Origin of the sequence: Staphylococcus coagulans (genome assembly GCF_022557135.1) — a bacterium.
In the GTDB taxonomy this organism is placed as follows: domain Bacteria; phylum Bacillota; class Bacilli; order Staphylococcales; family Staphylococcaceae; genus Staphylococcus; species Staphylococcus coagulans.
The window spans coordinates 349,414-370,163 of record NZ_CP092966.1; the positions used below are offsets into that span (position 1 = coordinate 349,414).

Sequence of the window (20,750 nt, forward strand, 5' to 3'; positions counted from 1 at the left end):
CTTAATTGATATGACATTGTGTGATAGATGGATTTTGAAGCATAAGCGATTTAAATAAATGCAGAAGTTCCCGTTAATGCGCGGCCAATGACCAGGGCATTAATCTCATGTGTCCCTTCGTACGTGTACATGGCTTCAGCGTCTGAGAAAAAGCGTGCAATGTCATAAGAGTCTGCTAAAATACCATTGCCTCCAGTTATCCCGCGCCCCATCGCTACGGACTCTCGAAGTCGTAACGTATTCATCATTTTGGCTGTGGATGTTGCGACCTCATCATATTCACCATTTTCTTGCATACGTGCCAGCTGTGCGCACATCGCCATCGCGTGTGTGAGATTACCTTGAATCATCGCCAGTTTCTCTTGAACAAGTTGAAATTGACTAATTGATTTTCCGAATTGTTGACGTTCTTTTACATAGTCGAGTGTGGCGCGCAATGTCCCAGCAAGCGCGCCGGTAGCCATATATGAGACGCCTGCGCGTGTAGAGTAAAGAATTTTAGCGATATCTTTAAAGCTTGTAATGTTTTGTAAACGGTCAGACTCTTTCACCGTCACTTGATTAAGGTGGATAAGTGCATTAGGGACAATACGTAAGGCAATTTTATTTTCTAAGATTTCAATGTCGACGCCTTCTTGATCAGGTGTCACAATAAAGCAATGCGGCTTTCCTGTAGCTTTATTAATCGCAAATACAGGGATGACATCTGAAACATGTGCGCCACCAATCCACTTTTTAGCACCATTTAATACCCACTCATCACCACGTTGCTCAGCGACAGTTTCTAAACCACCCGCAACGTCAGAACCGTGATCAGGTTCAGTTAACGCAAAACAAGTTCTCAGTTCATGAGACTGTAATTTAGGAACATATTTGGCCACTTGTTCTTTGCTACCACCAAATAAAAACGTATTATGACCTAATCCTTGATGTACCCCTAATAAAGTAGCAAGTGAAACATCGAAGCGTGCAATTGTGTAAGACATGAAAAATTGGAACAGTTGGCTTGGTGTTTTTGCATTTTCACGATTTTTAAAGAGTAGGGGATGACTAAAATAATTCAAGTCACCGATGTCTTTAAAATAATCTTCTGGAACAGTTGCATTGACCCAATGTTGATTAATGTCTTTACGGTATTTGCTTTCTAACAGATGATTGAGCTCTTCAAGTAATGTCAATTCGCCATTGGTTAACATTTTGGAAATACTTAAAATATCTTCAGGGTAAAGTTTTTTCAATCTTGCTTCTTTTTCAGTAGTCATTTGACATTCCTCCTCAAAATTGCGTATACGATGTTTCCCTTATGCATTGTGATTGGCTTCGGAAGATGCTTCTTTATTCACTTTTGAATTCATCATTTCACGAATCACGAGTTTGTCTGGCTTTTGTGTTGAATTCAGTGGCATATGTGTGACAGGTAAATACATCCGTGGTACTTTGTAGCCTGCAAGACGTTCGCGCATATGCTTGTCCAATTGTTCAACATAGTCGGGCACTTTTTCTCGTAAAATAATAGCTGCAGCGATAGATTCTCCATATTTTGGATGTTCATATCCTACGACGACGCAACGATCAATTAATGGATGCTCAGCTAAGGCGTTTTCAACTTCTGATGGTAAGACATTTTCGCCACCAGTGATAATGAGTTCTTTCTTACGATCAATAATGTAAATATCGCCATCTTCATCTTTTTTAGCGAGATCCCCCGTTAAGAAGTACTGATTATGGAAAGATTTTTTCGTTTCTTCAGGCTGTCCCCAATACCCAGGTGTCACATTTTTAGAGCGAATGGCCAACTCCCCAATTTCGCCATCGCCCACTTCGTTTTTATCTTCATCCAACACTTTTGCGTCGACAAACATGACCGATTTACCAATGCTCATCGGTTTATGACGTGCATTTTCAGGTGTATTGACCATGACAAGAGGGGCTTCGGTTAAACCGTAGCCATTAATAATGTTAATGCCATATTTTTTGAATGCTTGTTGAATACTAGGTAAAGGTTGCGAGCCGCCTTGAATAACAAACTTGATGGCTCTAAAATCGTCAGGATTAAAGTTTTTTTGGTTCAATGTACTGTAATACATGGTTGGAATCATAATCAAAAAGTCTGGATGATATTGTGCGATGAGGTCATTGAGCGCCTCGCCATTGAAATAACGTTGTAAAACAAGCGTGCCACCGGACATTAAAGTAGGGAGAACTGTATCGTTAAAACCGAGCACATGAAACATAGGTGTTGAAATAATGGTTAAATACTCGGAGTTAAATTTATAAGTTAGTTCAATATTTGCGCCGTTATTGACGAACGATTCATATGAAAACATGACCCCCTTTGGCACACCTGTCGTACCACTTGTATAAATCAATGTAGCGAGATCTGTTGGCTCAACAGCTTTGGCTTTGTAAACATGATGTTGAGAGGGGTCAACTATTTGATTGTATGCATCTGAATCTATGTCCATATGCAAATAATCAGGATTAATCTCATTAAGTGAACTCAAATGCCTTTCTGCGTAAAAAAGAATTTTTAAACCTGAATCTGACACAACACCGGCAATTTCTTTAGGATTAAGTCGCCAATTGATAGGAAGAAAGACTGCGCCCATTTTAAATGAGGCAAATAATAAATCCAATATGGCGACATCATTAGGTGCAAATATACCAATGACATCTCCTTGTTGAATCCCTTGTGATTCGAGATAATGTGCCATATTATCCGCACGAATATTGAGTTGTTGATATGTCCATTGTGTCTCTTTAAATGGATCGATGACAGCTGGTTTTTCAACATCAAAATCTGCGCGTGTTTTGATCCAGTCGAAATTCATAAATATACCCCCTTGTTTCATTTTTGATCGTCATGCTTCTGTCTGTATGCGATCTAAAAGCGCCCCCCATACGTGATGATAAATGGATGTGTCGATGGTTTTCAGATTTTTGGAAACGAGCGGTCTAAAGCCCATTTGAGCAATGACATCTCGCTCTATATCTAGTCCTGGTGCGACTTCTATTAGCATCAATCCATCTTGAGTTAATTGAAAGACGGCACGTTCCGTCACATAATAGATTTCTTGCTGAAGTGACTTGGCGTAATCCGCATTAAAGTCAATATTGGATACGTTTGAGACAAATTTTTGCGTCTGTCCTTGTTGTTCAACATGTAAGGCTTGATTTGACACGCTCAGTTGACCCCTAGCAACTAATGTGCCAGAGAAAACAATTTTTTGGACAGACTGACTAATGTCGATGAAACCACCACAGCCATTCATTCGATGACCGAAATATGAGACATTGACATGACCGTATTGATCCACTTCTGCAAAACTCATAAATGCGATTGAAATACCACTGTTATAAATAAAATCCCAAGTTAAATCGTGGCGCATACGGGCATCAACGTTAAAATTCATACCGTAGTAGTCACGACTTCCGATAAAACCACCAAATATGCCAATATCCATAATCGGCTGGACTAGATGTTCCACACGTTCCTCATGCAGGAGGTTCGTGAGTTCGTTATTGATGCCAAAGCCAATGCTAATCGTATCGCCTGTTGTTAAAAATTGAGCCGCCCGACGTAAAATTAATTTTCGTATGCTGAACGGTAAGGGGGGCTCCGGCAAAGATTCAACACGCATTTGCCCAGATAGTGCAGGGCTATATTGTGTTTGAATCAATTGACGGTGATAGGCGATATCTTCTACAACATAAATATAATCAACGAGAGAACCTGGTATAAAAACATGATTTGGATTTTGTTGACGACTATCAACAATAGCTTTCACTTGAACAATGACTGTCCCGTGATGGGCTTTGGCATTTAATGCAACACTGTAACTTTCACCAAGATGCGCTTCTTCATCCATATAAATATTGCCTTTTTCATCAGCATAAGTGCCTCTTAAGAGTGCAATATTAACGGCTGGTAAATGATAATGAAGAAATTCCTCTCCTTCAATATTAATTAAAGAGACTAAAGATTCTTGTGTTTTTTCATTAGCTTTACCGCCTTTATATCGCGGGTCAATATGTGTATGAAGACCGATTTTAGTAATGATACCTGGTGTGAGATGATTGGTTTGACGGTAATGTGTGGCAATCACACCTTGTGGTAAAAAATACGCTTCAACTTGATTCGATTGAATCGCCTGCGCTGTCAAAGGGGAAGCCGTCATTATACTCATGATGATGCGATCGACCATATTGCGTTGAATGAAATGGTCTAAATCAATCGTATGGCCTCCTGTACTAATGTCATTTGCTAACATAAAAGTGAGATGCGCAGGTGAAGCTGTTTCATCATACTGCTCTGCTAATCCGTAAAGTAAAGCTGTAGGAAGGTTAGAAACAGTGAGTGCAGCTAAACCAATCACATCGCCATCATGTATCAATGTTTTGAACGTTTCCCAAGTACATTGTTTCATTTACGACAGCTCCTTACACATAATGTAAACCCTTACATGAAATATAACATAGTTCACAAAATTGTAAAAAGAAAAAGACTTTATTTTCAGATATTAGTCACAGTATAGACATAAATAGAGTCGTTGAGCCTTTGTCTCCGTTGGAATTCAGTAAGTGGGTTCGTGATAAAAATGTTTCTTAATCTACATACATTTATGAGGATAAAGAGATAAGAGTGATTTAAAAAGAATGACTCGGTTTACGTAAAGTAGAACATTATCCCATACGCAAACCGGTCAGTGATGGTCATTCATCCATAGAGGAAGAAGCCGTTGACTTCAAATTGTTGATGAAGCGGTATTATTGTGATTGTAGCGTGGTTTCGAGTTTGCCTAAATGTCTTAATGTAGGCGTTAGTGCGGCAAAGAAAAAGCCTTCTTTGAGTTTACGTGCTTGTGGTGCTTTGGGTGAATAAGCACGAGAGCCACCATTGACCATGGAAGCTTGATTGACTTCTAATAAAAGATAGCCTAGCGCTTTTTTGAGTTGAACGAGTTCTAAAAGGTGTGTTTGTAACGTGTCTTGATGGCTTTCAAGTAAGGTATAAAATTGTTGATGTAACTGACGATACCTTTGTTCATAAGCTCTAACGTCATATTCTAGATAAGCATTGATACCGTTTTGTGCATTTGAAAATTGGCGGATTAAGTCCAATGAACTTTTAATCGCACCAAGTGCAATTGGAATTTGAAGTGCAATAAATTGCGGACGTATCGCTGAAGCAAATTGTTCGGCCTTTTTAGTAATGATTTGGTCTTTAGTCACGTTGACTTCATCAAAAGTAATGCGATATGTAGCAGAACCATTGACGCCAAAGAAATTTGATTTTTCTTCTAACGTGAGCCCTGCTGTATTGGCACGTATAATAAACATAACCAGTTCTCCGTTATTTTGATGTTGAGAAATTGCACCAAAATAGTGGTCAGATCCAATATTACTTACGGCAGGTAGTTGTCCATTGACTACGATTGTATCGCCATGATCAACATGTGTTAAGTTAAAACTTTCAAGATCATTGAAAGATTTCATCGGATTAGATAAACCCGTAGCCCCCAATACTTCGCCTGATAAAATTTTCTGTTGCAAATCGCGATAGAGTGCGGGTTGTTTTGCTTGTTTTAAATAAGTAGAAAAGGCCAGTTGGCACCATAAACAAAAGCCCGTAGTCAGACAAGCTTCTGAGACTTTTTCGATAGACTGTGCATTTTTTATGAGATTGTCTTCTGAAAAATGGCCTTCTGTGAAAAGTTGTTGGATGAATGATTTAGCATAGTAATCACCGTAATCAATATCAATTAAATAAGGTTCTAGTTCATTTTCAATCAGTGTGTCGATAGACATGCGTGACGCCTCCTATAAATTAAGATTCCCCAAAGTGCTTGAGCATTAATTTTTCTAAATAACTAATGAGCCGATCGATTAAAAATCCAAAAAGCCCGATAAAAAAGATAGCCGATAAGACATCTTCTAAATTCAACATATTTCGTGAATCTACAATCAAGAAGCCTAAGCCAGACTGCGCTCCAATCATTTCTCCAGAGACTAAGAAAATCCAACTCGTTCCAACAGCGATATGTATCCCTGTCATCATGTACTTAAATGCGCCTGGAAAAATAATGTTTTGATAGAGCTTCCATCCGGTTAAGTTCAAATTGCTAGCTATTTTTAAATAATGCGGGTCAATCGTACGTACGCCTTTAATCGTATTAAAGACAATTGGAAAGAACGCAGCAATAAAAATAATTACAATCGCTGGCAAGTTTCCAATGCCAAACCATAGGACGATAAAAGGGGACCACGCAATAGGCGATATGGGCCTTACTAATTGGAGTAAAGGTTCAATCGCGTGAAAAGATGCATCATTGCGGCCTAATAAAATGCCAATAGGAATTGCCAACACAATCGCAAAGATAAACCCAATGACGAAGCGGTAGAGACTAATACTGAGATGGATGCCAATTTCCCCGGTTATAATGAATTTCCAAATGCTTGCCCCAACTTGTAAGGGACTTGGTAATAGGATAGGGGGATAGTGACCTATCCAAATGACAAGTTGCCAAATAAAAAGAAAAAGTACAAAAGTAATTAAAGGGAGTATAAAGCGTTGAGATAACCGACTATTGCTCATAGGAACTAACCCTCCTTGTATAATGATGGATCTACAAAACTGTCAAAAGAAGGGGGTTCGAATAGATGATGTTCAGAGACGCTTTTAGCGATGTCACGATACCCCTTTTCCTTAATTGTTAAGTCGCCATAAGATGTCCATTGTGCCGATTGTTCAAGTATTTTACGATTTTGCTTATAATTTTTTTCCATCACATCAACACTTTTTTTAGTGTCCGTCATGTCGTACCCTGCTTGTTTGTAATCACGCATAAATTGGCGCACAGCTTTTTGATTATGCTGAATCAAATCTTCTTGAAGTACGAGTACGCAACAGTAAGCATCTGGAATAATATCACCGCCATGTTGCAAGAGTTGCCCTTTTCCTAACTTTTCACCTATTGCGCCAAAAGGTTCAGCAACGGAATAGCCAGATATACGTTTTTCACTCAAGGCGGCAGGCATTTCAGCAGGTGCCATTTCATGATAATGAAAGTGACCCGGTTGTATATTAAGTTTTTCTCTCATCCGTTCTAATAATAAATAGTGTGTCGAATATCGATGCGGAATCGCAAAGGAATAATCGCGATTGGATTTAAAATCATGTAAATGATGTCCTTTTTGACCGAGAACGACATTCCCTTCATGATGACCGAGCGCGACAGATTTAATCGGCGCACATTTCGACTTTGATTTCATTGCTAATTCGATTAATGTAGAAGCGCCATCAATACGTCCGCTGTTCAAAGCATCCATTAAGTCTGGCCAGTTATTAAAGCGGACGAGCTTAATTTTATAATTGCGCTGCTTATTTTTTTCGTTAATCTCTTTGGTCATCATTAGATTAGCTGCATGGGTAATCGGTAAATAGCCAATTTTTATTGTCTTTTGTGTATGTGTCGATGTCTGACTCTGCTGTTGAGGTGCACAAGCACTGACTAAGAGGGTACATATGAGTAAAAATAATATCATCTTTTTCATGGAAATCCCTCGCTATAAGTAATATTCAGGTTCAGCCATCTGATGGTTGATCGCAAAGTCTTCCATGATTTGATTACGTATTGCAAGCAGTTGATCATCATTGCGGTTTCTTGGGTGTGACTGTTGAATAGGGTATTGTTTGATGATTTGACAGCCCTCGCCTAACAAGATAACTTCGTCCGAAAGATAAAGGGCCTCATCAATGTCATGTGTGACTAAAAGTAACGTGGCATGAGTATGTGTCCGTAAGGTAATCAATTCGTCTTGCAATTTATATCGTGTAAATGCATCTAGAGCACCAAGAGGCTCATCTAATAAAATCACTCGAGGTTGATGCACAAGGGCACGACAGATGGCAACACGTTGTTGCATACCACCAGATAATGCATCTGGGAACTGAGCCCCTGTGCCTTCTAAACCTACCGTCGCAAGATACGTATTCATTTCATCGGTTGGAATTTTATGTGCTAAACCTAATTGAATGTTGTCATGAATGGTTTTCCAAGGTAATAAATTATGATGTTGAAATAACATTAAACAGTCTGAAGAAGGGGAAGTTTTATGTATACCATCAATCGTAACTTGGCCGGTGTGAGGGGGCTAAAAAACCACCAATAAGGTTTAACAGTGTTGACTTTCCACACCCACTTTTACCGATAAAACTGATAATTTTACCTTTTGGAATCGTTAAATTAAAATCTCGAATCACATGATGTGCGCCAAAATAATGATTGAGTCTTTGAATTTGAATCATGAACACCCTCCTTAAATCATACAAGAATACTATGTTTTGTAGTTAGAGTAGAGGGAGTGGGCTTGAATATGAAAACCATTGTCCCACTCCCTGAGAATGAAATGTCTATGAAGTTGAATTGTGTAAAGAGATTTTTAAGCGCACAAAACGAGAAAAAATAAGTCATGCGCAGAGTAGCCGTCTCCGGCTGTAAGGAAGTGCATTTTTAAATTTTTTCAATATCATCAATAGGTGTATCGACTGCTTCGCGTGCACGACGAACAGCATCTTCATTTGGTGCGTTATATAAGCAGACGCATTTTGTCATATCTTCACAGACGTACGTTCTTTGAAATTGTACTTCAGGAACTTCTTCATAGTGAACAGAGTTTTTCTTTTTACGTTCTAAATATTGGTCCATTGTAATCCCTTCAGGAATATTCCAAGTCACGAGGTAATCTATAGAAACGTCTCCTTTTTTAATTTCATCTAAGTCTTTGCCTACAAGGCGGACTTCTTTAACAAGACTCACTTGAATGGATGCATCTTCTAGAAATTGCTTTGCTTCTGCCTCACTGTCACTTTCCACAATAAAATAACCATGTGACAGGTCTTCAGTCACTTGTACTTCAATCAGTTCTGGTCCTGGTTGTTCAGAAAGAAATTTGACCTTTTCATCTAATTCGACTGATGATTTTGCAAAAGATAAATTTTGTGTTTCTAATAAAAATAGTGCCATAAATAGAACCTCCATCAATTAAGATACAGTTATACTATAATAATTCCTATCAGAAAACAAGGGATTCACGAAAGATAAATCTGAATTTTTTGATAATAAAAAAGATAAGAAAATAAATGTACGGTTGTTAATTAAAACTTAAAATTTTTGTATTTAAAATAGGCATACCATCTTATAAAGTCATTTTCCACCTGTACGTTTTCAATATGGCTTTGACTCGAAATTTCACCACGAGTTATAATGATATGCACATGTAGGACGGGATGTGGAATACAAAGACGTTTATTCATATGAAGATAGGAGTGGGAGAGATGTATCAAAGGATTGTCATTCTTGGAATGCCGGGATCTGGGAAGTCAACACTTGCTGAAAGAATAGGGGAGCGATTACATATTCCTGTAACGCATTTAGACCAATTTGCTTGGGAAGATGGGGAATTGGTGGCACCGCATGTTTTAGAACAACGCATCGTTAATTTAGTTAAAAATGAAAAATGGATTTGTGACGGTACTTATTCGAAGACGCTTGAACTTCGGATTAAAAATGCGGATTTATTGATTTGGCTTACTGATTCAAGATGGAAATGTATTTTGCGCGTAATCTATCGTTACGTCAAAAATAAGTTTAGGCCTCAAATTGGTCATAACCCAGACATTATCAGTTTAGATTTTCTAATCTATATATGGAACTACAATAAAAAGTTTGAAGCATTAATAAACGAATGCTATGCACCTTACCACTCAAGCTGTCAACTATGGATACGGTGAATTTTTTATGTATGTTAATGAGATTGTAATTAACATACAAAAAGATTGAAAACAATAGAAAAACCGAGGTTGGGATGTCATTTCCAGCCTCGGTTCAATTGTTGTAGTGCAAATTTAAAATAAACGTATTTGCATACTTCAGCTATACTTTATGATTGGCTTTGGTATGTTTTTTTAATATATTGAATTGTTTTACGAAGTTCAGTCATTGTTGGACGGCCGAATGGATTCGTTTGTTTTTGTTGATATAACAAACGATTGTCTTCAGATATTAAGAAATAAGCAGGCTCGTTATGTGAACCGTGATCATCATAAATAGAGTCATCTGGGTGTTTGAAAACGCCGTAAGTATCTGCAAATTTTGAGTCGTTATCTACTAAAACTGGATAAGGAACGCTTTTTTCTTCTACCATTTTTTGTAAGTTTTCAGCACTATCATCTGAAGTTAAGATAATTTTGATATCTTTTCCTTCAAAATAACCTTTATTTTTAATTAATTGATCCAATTCTTCCATACATACTGGACACCAAGAACCACGGAAATTAATCACAAAATACCATTGATTTGGATGGTCTTGTTGAAATTGATGGAAATTAAAAGTTGAATCGTCTGTTGCTTTAAGTTCAAAGTTAGGCATTTGTGCGCCAAGTTTAAATTCAGTCATACATGATAACTCCTTTCAAGTAGTCGTAATATAAATTCAATATATCATTATTGAATATAATATAAAAACGGAAAGCTTGAGTGCTGTAAAACTAAATGATGTTATGAATTTGTTTTTGGAAGTATGATGAAGGAAAAAACGCACTAGAATAGCGGAAACGTAGGCGACGATATGATGGCGCTTTCTAAAGATAATATAGATATCCGTTGTAGGAAAAACAAACCACGAGAATTGATTTGAAAATTAAATTTATAGGTATCGTTATATTAGCAAAATGATGGGCAAATGGATAAGATGGAATAGAAGAGAAACATCAAGGAGGAATCGTTATGCAACACATATATGTAATTGGAAGCGCTTCAATGGATTTGGTTGTGTCTTCAGAAATTGTACCTGAACAAGGAGAGACGGTTTTGGGTGAGCATTTTTTCACAACTCCAGGTGGTAAAGGCGCAAATCAAGCCGTCGCAGCAGCAAGGTTAGGAGATCATGTTCACATGATTGGATGCGTAGGTAATGACACATTCGGAACACAACTTAAAGAGAATTTTGAACAAAATGGCGTACAGATGGACGGCATTCAAATGATTGATTCCGTGCCAACGGGAACCGCACATATCACACTTTCTCAAAATGATAACCGTATTATTGTTGTGCCTTCTGCGAACTATGAAGTGACACCACAGCGAATTCAACCTTTTTTAGAGCGTTTAAAACCGAAAGATATCGTGTTAATTCAACAAGAAATACCTGAAGAAACAGTGAAACATGTTATTGCGTATTGTTATCAACATGAAGTGATTTCTATTCTAAATCCAGCACCTTATCGTGAGATTCCACAACAGATGGTTGAACAAGCGACATACTTAACACCTAATGAAACTGAAAGTGCCAAAATGTTCGATGGCGCGCCTATCGAAACAGCGCTTGAAAAATATCCTAATCAATTGATTGTGACATTAGGTTCAGCGGGTGCAATTTATCATAATGGAGATTCACTTGTGAAAGTGCCAAGTTTTAAAAGAACAGTCAAAGATACGACAGGTGCAGGCGATACTTTTAATGGTGCGCTAGCAGTCGGTTTACAAAAAGGATACACACTGACAAAAGCCATTGAATTTGCTAATTTAGCGGCAAGTCATTCAGTGACTGGCATGGGTGCACAAGGTGGTATGCCTTATCTTGATGATTTAAAAGAAGAATTTGAAATATAAATTTACGTTATATTAAAGAAGTGGGGCATGTCGTTTTTTAATGACTTCTGAAAATGAAGTTATGATCATGTGTCACTTCTTTTTTATGCATGAAATAACAATATATAGCAGCGATTGAGATGTATTCAAAGGTTGTTGGTAGAATCGAGTCGCTTCTCACCGTGAAGTCTCTGTCATTAACAGGTGTAAAGTGAAAAGTCGGAATATCCAAGAAGGCGACTCAATCAAATGGCGGATAAAATAAGGGACCCCAGATGTGAGATGAAGCACATCTGGGGTATAAAGGTTTTAAGATTTTAAGATGATTTTTAATTATCTAGAGTTGTAAAAATGATACTAGATGTTTCGAGACTATTGATATATACGAAAGGGAGTGTATCGATATACCAACAATCCGCGCTACTATAGAATCAAGTTGTAATTATTTGGAGGTGTTACGCTTATAGGGGTATGACGTAACGACCATCGTGTATCACTATGCTAAGGGCTATTTGACATAATGATACATGTGCTCTTAGTGACATTATCATATTGTCGGTAGAATCACATGTACTAGAGGGATGACATGCGATTTTGTTATGACAATTCACTAGGAGTTCATACCTGTTGTTTAATCTTACTTTAGCTATGGAGGATAAACATTTCTGTTGTAACAATCCGCCATCTGTTAATGGTCTAAAATTGTTCAACTTGGCTTTTACTTGTTAAGGGAATATTAATTCTTGCCTACTGTTGTCCTTTAAGGAATGACTGATATGTGTATGATTTTGACCCTTTGCTGAAGTGACCTATACGATAGAAAAATAAATCATGTCGAATTTGTAAGTCATGTTTAAAATGGCTTCAAATTGAATTGTGTGCACACATTCATTGTCATTACGACGACAAATTTAGATTTCTATAGCAATCGAGATAACTACCAACATAAAATATGAAAGTATGAATATCTCAATTGTCATGTTCAAAAGATTAACGTGATTTCATTAATTTATTCAAAACGTTCATACGGTCATCACAGAGTACGCATGAGACCATGCCTTTGAGACCAGATGAATCATTGTAAAAAAATGATAAGTGGACATTCACTTGTTATTCACGCATATCAATTTGAACACTTTTAAGATAGCATATAATTTTAGCTTTGTAAATAAAAAAGTTAGGCTAACCTAAAAATATTTATGAATGATGCTATTTTATAGGGTTTATTCGTATTTTGAAGAAATAAAATAGTGTCATTTTTAGCAATATATTTATATAAAATTCGAAGTGTATTATTGTGAGAAAGTAATCTATTAATATAAGAAGTAAAATGTTAAATAGCCTGATCGTGACGTGTAATGACTGATAGGGTGTTCTTTTCAGAAGTTTTTCATCATTACATTCAACGGTGAGGTTTGTTTTTTCTATAGTATAAAATATTTTGTCATAAGATAACTCTAATTAATAAGATAAATCAAAAATAAAATAGCTGAACATTATTGAGTGTATGTATTTGCATGGCAAGTAAAGGGGGAAACGCGGTATTTACACCACTTATAACCTGCATCATCTTATATTTTGTTTCATTCTTATATATATAAATAATTGTAAAATATAAAAGAAATGACTGTTAATAGTTATTTAAGAATTATTAATACCTAGTTTATGTCAATCAACCATCGCGTTATTTACAATGATATATGTAATCTCAATTTAGAAAGAAGGAATTATTTATGAATATAAAAATGGCTTTAGTATCAGGTGCATTAGCGACAACATTTTTATTAGGTGCTTGTGGCAATGACAACATGGACAAAAAAGAAGACAACAAAGCTGAGACATCTATGCAAGATAAAAATGTAGATAACTCAAAAGTAATGAAATCAGGTACTTTTAAAGGCGAAAACAACGAAACAGTTAAAGGTAAAGCTGAAATCAAAGACGGTAAGTTAATGTTAACAGACTACGAATCATCAAAAGGTCCAGACTTACACGTTTACTTAACAAAAGGTAATGACATCAAAAAAGGTGAAAAATTAGACGAAGTTAAATATGACGAATCTACACAAACTTTTGATCTTAAAGGTGTTAAAGCAGAAGACTACGATACAGTAACTATCTACTGTGACAAAGCACACGTTATTTTCGGTTCTGCAAAACTTAAATAATCATCAAGATATAACATCAAGTAATCAACAAGAAGCAACATCAATAAGAAAGGAGTGAAGATATGTCGATAGCTTATAAAGTCTTAATTCTCCTTATTCGTTTAGGATCAGGTTTTTATATACTGATGCAAGGTTTTGAAAAGTTAACAGGTGGATTTGCAATTGACGGATTGGTTTCAGTTATACGTGACAACCAGGATTCCCCCCAATGGTTTAAGTCATTTTTCGAGTTCGGTGTTGCAAATCATTTAGAACTTTTCAAGTGGATGGTACAACTAGGTGAGATTGCAATTGGTTTAGGTCTCATTTTAGGTGTGTTATCTTACACTGCGAGTTTCTTTGGCGTGTTCATTATGTTAAATTATATTTTAGCTGATATGATTTTTACTTACCCAGTGCAACTTTTATTCTTTGTCATTTTATTAATGAATAAAGAAACGTTAGCAGCAATTAGTTTAAATCATTTCATCAAACGTAAAAATATAAGGAATGATGAAAATGGCGCACATACTCATAGTTGATGACGAGCAAGACATCAGAGAAATCTGTAAAACTTATTTCGAATATGAAGGTTATCACGTTTCAACCGCATCTAATGGCGTAGAAGCAATGGAATTGTTGGATACCCATGTGGATGTCATGGTGATTGATATCATGATGCCCGAGATGAATGGTTACGAAGTTGTACGTGAAATGAAGAATAAAGGACTCGACATCCCATATATTTATCTAACTGCTAAAACAAGCGAACATGACACCATCTTCGGCTTAATGTTGGGGGCTGATGACTATGTCAAAAAACCATTCAGCCCACGTGAATTAGTGATACGTGTTAAAAATCTTCTACATCGTGTCAACGTCACAAGTCCTTCCACACAAGACACGATTCGTTGTGGAAAACTCGTATTAAATAATTTAACTAAAACCGTAGAATTAGAGGGAGAACTTATCCCATTCCGCATCAAAGAGTTCGAATTGTTATGGCATTTTGCAAATAATGAATCAGTCGCATTGTCCAAGACAGATTTGTTAGAACAAGTTTGGGGTTACGAGTACTATGAAGATATGAACACGCTTAATGTTCATGTCCATCGTATTCGCGAAAAACTAGAAAAATATGGCTATGACGACTATATTATCGCAACGGTATGGGGTCTAGGCTATAAGTTTCAGAGGCAGATTTAAATGACGATACGTAAACAATTAATCTATTCGTTTATCGTTACGATTATTACAACGACATTTTTATTTTATACATTATACAAACTGATGTGGTTTGACGGACCACTTACCATTCTTTTGACATTGTGTTCATTCCTTTCCGGTATGATGACACTAATTATCGGTATCTTTTTTACAGTCCCCATGATAAAAAAGATTGAAAAGTTGAATGAAAAAACGCAAAAAATCGCAAAAGGCCAATTTGAAACGGAGAAACTCAAAATTAATGCCCCTAAAGAAATAAAAGAATTGAGTGAATCCTTTGATCAAATGGTCGATAAAATTCAAGAGCAAATGAATTTAATTAAAGAAGAGCAAGAAGAAAAAATGAATATGGTGCAAAACCTCGCACACGACTTAAAAACGCCCTTAGCGAGTATTAAATCCTATTCAGAGGGATTACGAGATGGCATTATTCATAGTGAATCAGATACACAAAAGGCCTACAGTATCTTAATTAATCAGTCAGATCGACTATCAAGAATGTTTGATGATATCACAGACGTCATCACAGTTAACTACCAAGAAAATGAACTGACACAAATTCACATTGATCAACTATTAATCCCTATTTTTGAAGTCTACTCACAACGATTACAACATGAACAAAGAGAACTAGACGTAAAAATAGCAGAAAATATCAAACCTTTCACACAAGACCAGCGCGCAATAGAACGCATCATCATGAATTTCATTGACAACGCGCTTAAATTTTCAGAACACGGTTCGCCCTTAGCCGTAGAGGTCTTTGAAGTAGATGATGAAATCGCAATTTCGATTTCTGACTCAGGTATGGGTATTCCAGAATCAGATATTAAAAATATATTTGAAAGAACTTTCAGAGTCGAAAGTTCAAGACACAAAGATACAGGTGGTTCCGGACTTGGCTTGTACATTGCTCAAACATTGGCACATCAAATCGGTGGTCATATCGAAGTTGAGAGTACGTATGGTCAAGGAACGACAATCACTTTACGCTTCCCTCCACAAGATAGATTATAATTTCTCAATAACAATATTTCTCTAACCTTCCATAAATTTATAAATAGATAAAACGCTAGGATCCTCCACAAGTCCTAGCGTTTTTTATTATGTTCAACACTTTTAGCACTTTCCCATATTAAAAAGAAAAGATGAAATGTGATATGAACGCGCATAACTTATACAAGTAGCTACAGGGTTTTCACTTTATACATAAGTAAGCATGACAGTAATCATATACAACTTGTACTTTATAATATAAATTGCTTTGCATATGAAATTTTTCGTTTTATTTAAAGAAATAGATTGCACATCTACTGTAAAATGCAAACGTTTACAATAGATATATAGGAGGTTCGATTTTGCTTACTAATAGACAATATGAGATTTTAAATCGATTAATGAAAGCCGAGGAGTATATTTCAATTGCAGATTTAGCAAAAGCCTTTGATCGATCTGAGCGTACAATCCAGTATGACTTGGAATATATCGAATTTATGGAAGATAAGTTGAAATTGCAAGTTCAGCGAAGCAAATCAAAAGGAATCAAAATCAAGTGCTTAGATGAAAATATGATAGCGCATATGAGTGAAGCAATATTTCCAGAAGTGCACTATACAAAAGATGAGCGGCAGTTACAAATCTTATTATTCCTTTTTGAAGCTAATAGTCCTGTGAATTCTAGAATGCTTTCCACACTTGTGAATGTATCTAGACGCACGATTGTAGACGATCTGAAAAATGTGACCAAGTGGTTATATGCACACCATTTAAACTTGGCTTATTTAAAAAATAAAGGCTTTATCATTGAAGGTTCAGAAGCCAGTTATCGAAAAGCATATGGAGAAGTTATACACGCTTATTTTAAAACAACGAGTGAATTGATACGTAAAAATTTATTCGATGAAGAAGAGCTACAAGTAATTAGAGAAATTGTATTACGTGTGTTAGAAGAAGTCCATTATCCACTTTTTCAAATTGCAATTGACGGTTTAGTTATACATCTATTAATTGCCATACAACGCGTCAAAGCATCTTGTACAATATCAGGACCTCCAGACCTTTTGAAGGCTCATAAAGGCACAGACGCTTACGAGATTTCACAAGCGATTAAAAATGAAGTTGAAAAAACATTTGAAATTCATTTTCCTGAGTCAGAAGCGCTTTTTATTGTACTACATTTATTAGGAGCCAAAAAAAATAAAATTGGTAATCAGGATGAACAAAATGACGAACTTAAAATATTGATTTATCAATTCGTCGAAAGAGTCGGAGCTGCACTGGGCGTAGATTTAATTAAAGACAGTAAATTACTTAATGGCTTATATATTCATCTTACACCTGCTTTGAATCGAATGACTTACAATTTGAAACAACAAAATCCACTTAAAAATGACATCTATACTCAATATCCTGAATTGATTGAAGTTATTACGCAGCATATATGGATTTTTGAAGAGCTTTATCATGTTTCATTTTCTGAGGATGAAATTGCATACTTAGTCATTCACTTTGCTTCATGTTTTGAAAGATTAACGAGTGAAAATGAACATAAAATCAGAGTAGTTTTGCTTTGTGGGTCAGGAATAGGGACTTCACAGTTGTTAAAGGCAAAATTGAGTAAAGTCTATCCAGAATTTGATATTTTAGACGCTTATTCTTTGTATCAAATTGATGAGTCGGAATTGCTAAGACGCGGTGTAGAATATGTCATCACAACAGTACCTATTGAATTAAGTTCGATTCAGTGTATAAAAGTGAGTCCTTTTCTAGATAAAAAGGATAGAGATCAATTGAACTTATTGATTAACCAAAAAAGAGAACGATTAGTCGATGATATTTCAGAGCATGGTTTTTCTCTAAGAGAGGTTCTTAAACCTGAAAGATTGGGCGTCGTGAAAGAGAAATTTAATCGAAATGAAGCAATTTCGCATGTTATAGCTCCATTAGAAAAAAGTGGAATAGTGAACGATTCATATAAAAAAGAGATTATGAATCAATTAGATGCATTTGGTGCCTATATGGTTATAAGTCCTCATATTGCTTTAGTGCATGCAAGTTCTAAGCACGTCAAAAGTGGAATGGGAATGACATTATATTGTTTTCAGCAAGGTGTCGATTTTCAACATGAACGTTATGATCCTGTGAAAATAGTGATTGGACTTGCAACGAGTCATCCACACATACATTTAAACGCACTAAAGGAGTTGAACGATATTTTATTACATTCTTCAATAAGAAATGAACTGCTGAATGGTAATTTAGAAGGGTTATATGCATATTTACAAAGAAATTAAAGGAGGCAAATAATGTCTTTAGAAAAGCTAACACAGGACAAGGTTGTCGTAAAAGAAAGAGTGAGCACTTGGGATGAAGCCATACGGGAGGCTTCACAACCTTTATTAGAGCAAGGCTTTTTCAATGTTTCTTATGTGGATGCAATGATTGAAAGTGTCAAAAGTCTCGGGCCTTATATTGTTATAGCCCCTGAAATAGCGATTGCACATGCACGTCCAAGTAAGGATGTATATGACGTTGGCATAAGCTTGTTGAAATTGAATCAGCCTATTAACTTTGGTGAAAATAGTCATTATGCGCGCTTAATATTTGTAATCAGTGCTATCGACCATCAAGCGCACCTTGGTATTTTACAAGATTTAGCTCATATATTAGGCGATACAGAAATAGTTAAAGAATTATTGGCTTGTCAAAACGCAGATGAAATATTAGGAACATTAAGAGGAGGAAATAAATAATGAAAATTTTAGTTGTTTGTGGTCATGGTTTAGGAAGCAGTTTTATGGTTGAGATGAATGTGCAGGATGTATTAAAAAACATAAGTGTTAATGAAAGCATTGAAGTTGAACATAGTGACATTATGACAGCCAGTCCAGAAATGGCAGACTTATTTATTTGTGGTAGAGATCTTGAAGAAAATGCTTCGCGTTTAGGAGAAGTATTGGTACTAGATAATATTCTTGATAAGCAAGAGCTAGAAGAAAAGCTACTTGAACGCTTAAAAACTTTTAATTTAATTGATTAGGACCCTAAATATCATACAAGGAGTGTTTGAAATGAAAGCGATACTTGATTTTATTGTAGATGTTTTGAGTCAGCCAGCTATCTTAGTAGCGCTCATTGCTTTTATCGGTTTAGTAGTGCAAAAGAAACCCGCATCCGTTATTACGAGTGGAACGATAAAGACAATTTTAGGATTTTTGATTTTAAGTGCAGGCGCAGGTGTTGTTGTTCAATCACTAGAGCCATTCGGTAAGATATTCCAGCATGCTTTTGGTGTTCAAGGTGTTGTTCCTAATAATGAAGCGATTATATCAATTGCGCTTAAAAAATATGGAACGACAGCAGCACTAATTATGGTTTTTGGGATGTTAGTCAATATCTTAATTGCACGTTTTACAAATTTGAAATACATCTTCTTAACAGGCCATCATACATTTTATATGGCAGCATTTTTAGCTATACTCTTAACTGTTGGCCAAATTAAAGGGACATGGACGATTATTTTTGGTTCAATTATTTTAGGATTGATTATGGCAGTATTTCCAGCGTTGGCTCAACCAACGATGCGGAAAATCACAGGAAATGATCAAGTGGCATTAGGTCACTTTGGAACAGTGAGTTATTGGGCGGCAGGTGAAATTGGTAAATGCTTCCGTGGTAAATCAAAATCAACTGAAGAGATTAAGTTTCCAAAAGGACTAAGTTTTTTGAGAGAAAGTACAATTAGTATTTCACTTACAATGATTGCGTTATATTTAATTGCAAGTTTGTGTGCAGGTGTGGGATATGTTCATGATAAAGTAAGTGATGGACAAAATTTCTTAGTCTTTTCATTAATCCAAGGGGTTACTTTTGCAGCTGGTGTATTTATCATTTTAACGGGTGTACGACTCATTCTCGCGGAGATTGTGCCAGCCTTTAAAGGTATCTCTGAAAAATTAGTTCCACATTCTAAGCCAGCGTTAGATTGCCCAATCGTCTTTCCGTATGCGCAAAATGCGGTATTAATTGGCTTTTTTGTTAGCTTTTTAACCGGGGTTTTAGGGATGTTTGTCATGTTTCTCATCGGTGGAGTGGTCATATTACCTGGCGTTGTTCCGCATTTCTTTTTGGGAGCAACTTCTGGGGTGTTTGGTAACGCGCGGGGCGGTGTTAAAGGTGCAGTTGCGGGCTCAATGGTGAATGGAATACTCATTACTTTTCTACCGCTACTTTTTTTACCGTTCTTAGGAGATCTTGGTTTAGCGTCGACAACTTTCTCAGATACAGACTTTTTAGTTGTTGGTATTGTTTTTGGTAATATTGTTAAATACTTGGGAGTTATTGGATTAACTATTGCAATAATTGCTATTGGTGCTATTGCGATGTTTTTCCAAAAACGTAAATCGGTTCATGAATGATAAATTCAACGTTAAGAAAACAATAAGATAGAAAAATAGTGATTCATCAAAAGTCGCATAAATTGTTTTAACCTCCGTACTAAAATCATTACGGAGGTTAAATTTCGTCTTTTCATACCGAGCTTTTGAAATAGCAGTTGGACTAGTAACTTGGGATCAGTTAAGCCCTTTGAAATATAATTTCCAATCCAATCTAACGCAATATTTTGTTCACATAATGTTTGAAAAGAAATGACAAATTCGTAAATCCGTCAGTTATCATTTGAAAAGCACTATATATGGTGTTTATGATTATTTATAGATACTAT

At 36.1% G+C, this 20,750-nt stretch carries 18 protein-coding genes and 1 pseudogene; 10 read left to right on the top strand and 9 right to left on the bottom strand.

Annotated elements, in window-relative coordinates; translation table 11 throughout:
• Nucleotides 1–50: 50 nt before the first annotated feature.
• The 8 genes and pseudogenes from fadE to KM149_RS01530 all read right to left on the bottom strand — a co-directional run bounded on the left by fadE (nt 51) and on the right by KM149_RS01530 (nt 9,026).
• The gene (gene fadE, locus KM149_RS01495) at nt 51–1,262 is read right to left on the bottom strand and encodes an acyl-CoA dehydrogenase FadE (RefSeq protein WP_165546052.1); all 1,212 of its coding nucleotides are present in this window, start codon (nt 1,260–1,262) and stop codon (nt 51–53) included.
• A 39-nt stretch (nt 1,263–1,301) separates the two neighbouring features.
• Nucleotides 1,302–2,831, bottom strand: a complete 1,530-nt coding sequence (gene fadD, locus KM149_RS01500) for a long-chain-fatty-acid--CoA ligase FadD (protein WP_165546051.1) — start codon at nt 2,829–2,831, stop codon at nt 1,302–1,304.
• Between the two features lie 30 nt (nt 2,832–2,861).
• The gene (gene fadX / locus KM149_RS01505; RefSeq protein ID WP_214971137.1) at nt 2,862–4,427 is read right to left on the bottom strand and encodes a fatty acid degradation protein FadX; all 1,566 of its coding nucleotides are present in this window, start codon (nt 4,425–4,427) and stop codon (nt 2,862–2,864) included.
• 340 nt (nt 4,428–4,767) lie between these two features.
• A complete protein-coding gene (locus tag KM149_RS01510; RefSeq protein WP_165546049.1) occupies nt 4,768–5,808 on the bottom strand; it encodes an acyl-CoA/acyl-ACP dehydrogenase in 1,041 nt (346 codons plus the stop codon).
• Between the two features lie 19 nt (nt 5,809–5,827).
• Complete coding sequence (locus KM149_RS01515; RefSeq protein ID WP_050329833.1) at nt 5,828–6,595, bottom strand: ABC transporter permease; 768 nt, start codon at nt 6,593–6,595, stop codon at nt 5,828–5,830.
• A 5-nt stretch (nt 6,596–6,600) separates the two neighbouring features.
• The gene (locus KM149_RS01520) at nt 6,601–7,554 is read right to left on the bottom strand and encodes an ABC transporter substrate-binding protein (RefSeq protein WP_241415484.1); all 954 of its coding nucleotides are present in this window, start codon (nt 7,552–7,554) and stop codon (nt 6,601–6,603) included.
• Between the two features lie 12 nt (nt 7,555–7,566).
• Nucleotides 7,567–8,308: pseudogene (locus KM149_RS01525) on the bottom strand (ABC transporter ATP-binding protein).
• 205 nt (nt 8,309–8,513) lie between these two features.
• The gene (locus tag KM149_RS01530; RefSeq protein WP_050329836.1) at nt 8,514–9,026 is read right to left on the bottom strand and encodes a DUF4242 domain-containing protein; all 513 of its coding nucleotides are present in this window, start codon (nt 9,024–9,026) and stop codon (nt 8,514–8,516) included.
• A 311-nt stretch (nt 9,027–9,337) separates the two neighbouring features.
• Between KM149_RS01530 and KM149_RS01535 the strand changes: the two genes are divergently transcribed.
• The gene (locus KM149_RS01535; protein ID WP_214971131.1) at nt 9,338–9,793 is read left to right on the top strand and encodes a P-loop NTPase family protein; all 456 of its coding nucleotides are present in this window, start codon (nt 9,338–9,340) and stop codon (nt 9,791–9,793) included.
• Nucleotides 9,794–9,942: 149 nt separating this feature from the next.
• Here KM149_RS01535 and KM149_RS01540 read toward each other — a convergent pair whose 3' ends face one another.
• Nucleotides 9,943–10,458: a peroxiredoxin family protein gene (locus KM149_RS01540; RefSeq protein ID WP_165546045.1), complete on the bottom strand. Its 516-nt coding sequence runs from the start codon at nt 10,456–10,458 to the stop codon at nt 9,943–9,945.
• Nucleotides 10,459–10,787: 329 nt separating this feature from the next.
• On the opposite strand from KM149_RS01540, the gene rbsK reads away from it, so the two are divergent.
• From rbsK to KM149_RS01585, 9 genes are all read left to right on the top strand, one after another.
• Entirely contained in the window at nt 10,788–11,672 is an 885-nt protein-coding gene (rbsK, locus tag KM149_RS01545; protein ID WP_214971128.1) for a ribokinase, read from the top strand.
• A gap of 1,712 nt (nt 11,673–13,384) precedes the next feature.
• Nucleotides 13,385–13,819: a DM13 domain-containing protein gene (locus KM149_RS01550; RefSeq protein WP_016425999.1), complete on the top strand. Its 435-nt coding sequence runs from the start codon at nt 13,385–13,387 to the stop codon at nt 13,817–13,819.
• A 62-nt stretch (nt 13,820–13,881) separates the two neighbouring features.
• Nucleotides 13,882–14,340, top strand: a complete 459-nt coding sequence (locus KM149_RS01555; protein WP_050329840.1) for a DoxX family membrane protein — start codon at nt 13,882–13,884, stop codon at nt 14,338–14,340.
• The gene (locus KM149_RS01560; protein WP_016426001.1) at nt 14,318–15,004 is read left to right on the top strand and encodes a response regulator transcription factor; all 687 of its coding nucleotides are present in this window, start codon (nt 14,318–14,320) and stop codon (nt 15,002–15,004) included. The genes KM149_RS01555 and KM149_RS01560 overlap by 23 nt, the downstream gene beginning before the upstream one ends.
• Nucleotides 15,005–16,042 carry a sensor histidine kinase gene (locus tag KM149_RS01565; protein ID WP_060829334.1) on the top strand — a complete coding sequence of 346 codons (1,038 nt, stop codon included), beginning with the start codon at nt 15,005–15,007 and terminating at the stop codon, nt 16,040–16,042. It abuts the gene before it with no gap.
• Nucleotides 16,043–16,383: 341 nt separating this feature from the next.
• Entirely contained in the window at nt 16,384–18,318 is a 1,935-nt protein-coding gene (locus KM149_RS01570) for a BglG family transcription antiterminator (protein WP_182308769.1), read from the top strand.
• Between the two features lie 12 nt (nt 18,319–18,330).
• Complete coding sequence (locus KM149_RS01575; protein ID WP_050329843.1) at nt 18,331–18,777, top strand: PTS sugar transporter subunit IIA; 447 nt, start codon at nt 18,331–18,333, stop codon at nt 18,775–18,777.
• The gene (locus tag KM149_RS01580) at nt 18,777–19,064 is read left to right on the top strand and encodes a PTS sugar transporter subunit IIB (protein ID WP_165546041.1); all 288 of its coding nucleotides are present in this window, start codon (nt 18,777–18,779) and stop codon (nt 19,062–19,064) included. Before KM149_RS01575 ends, KM149_RS01580 begins: the two co-directional genes overlap by 1 nt.
• A 31-nt stretch (nt 19,065–19,095) precedes the next feature.
• Nucleotides 19,096–20,442 (top strand): PTS ascorbate transporter subunit IIC, encoded by a 1,347-nt coding sequence (locus KM149_RS01585; RefSeq protein ID WP_050329845.1) that lies wholly within the window; start codon nt 19,096–19,098, stop codon nt 20,440–20,442.
• The last annotated feature ends 308 nt before the right edge of the window (nt 20,443–20,750 follow it).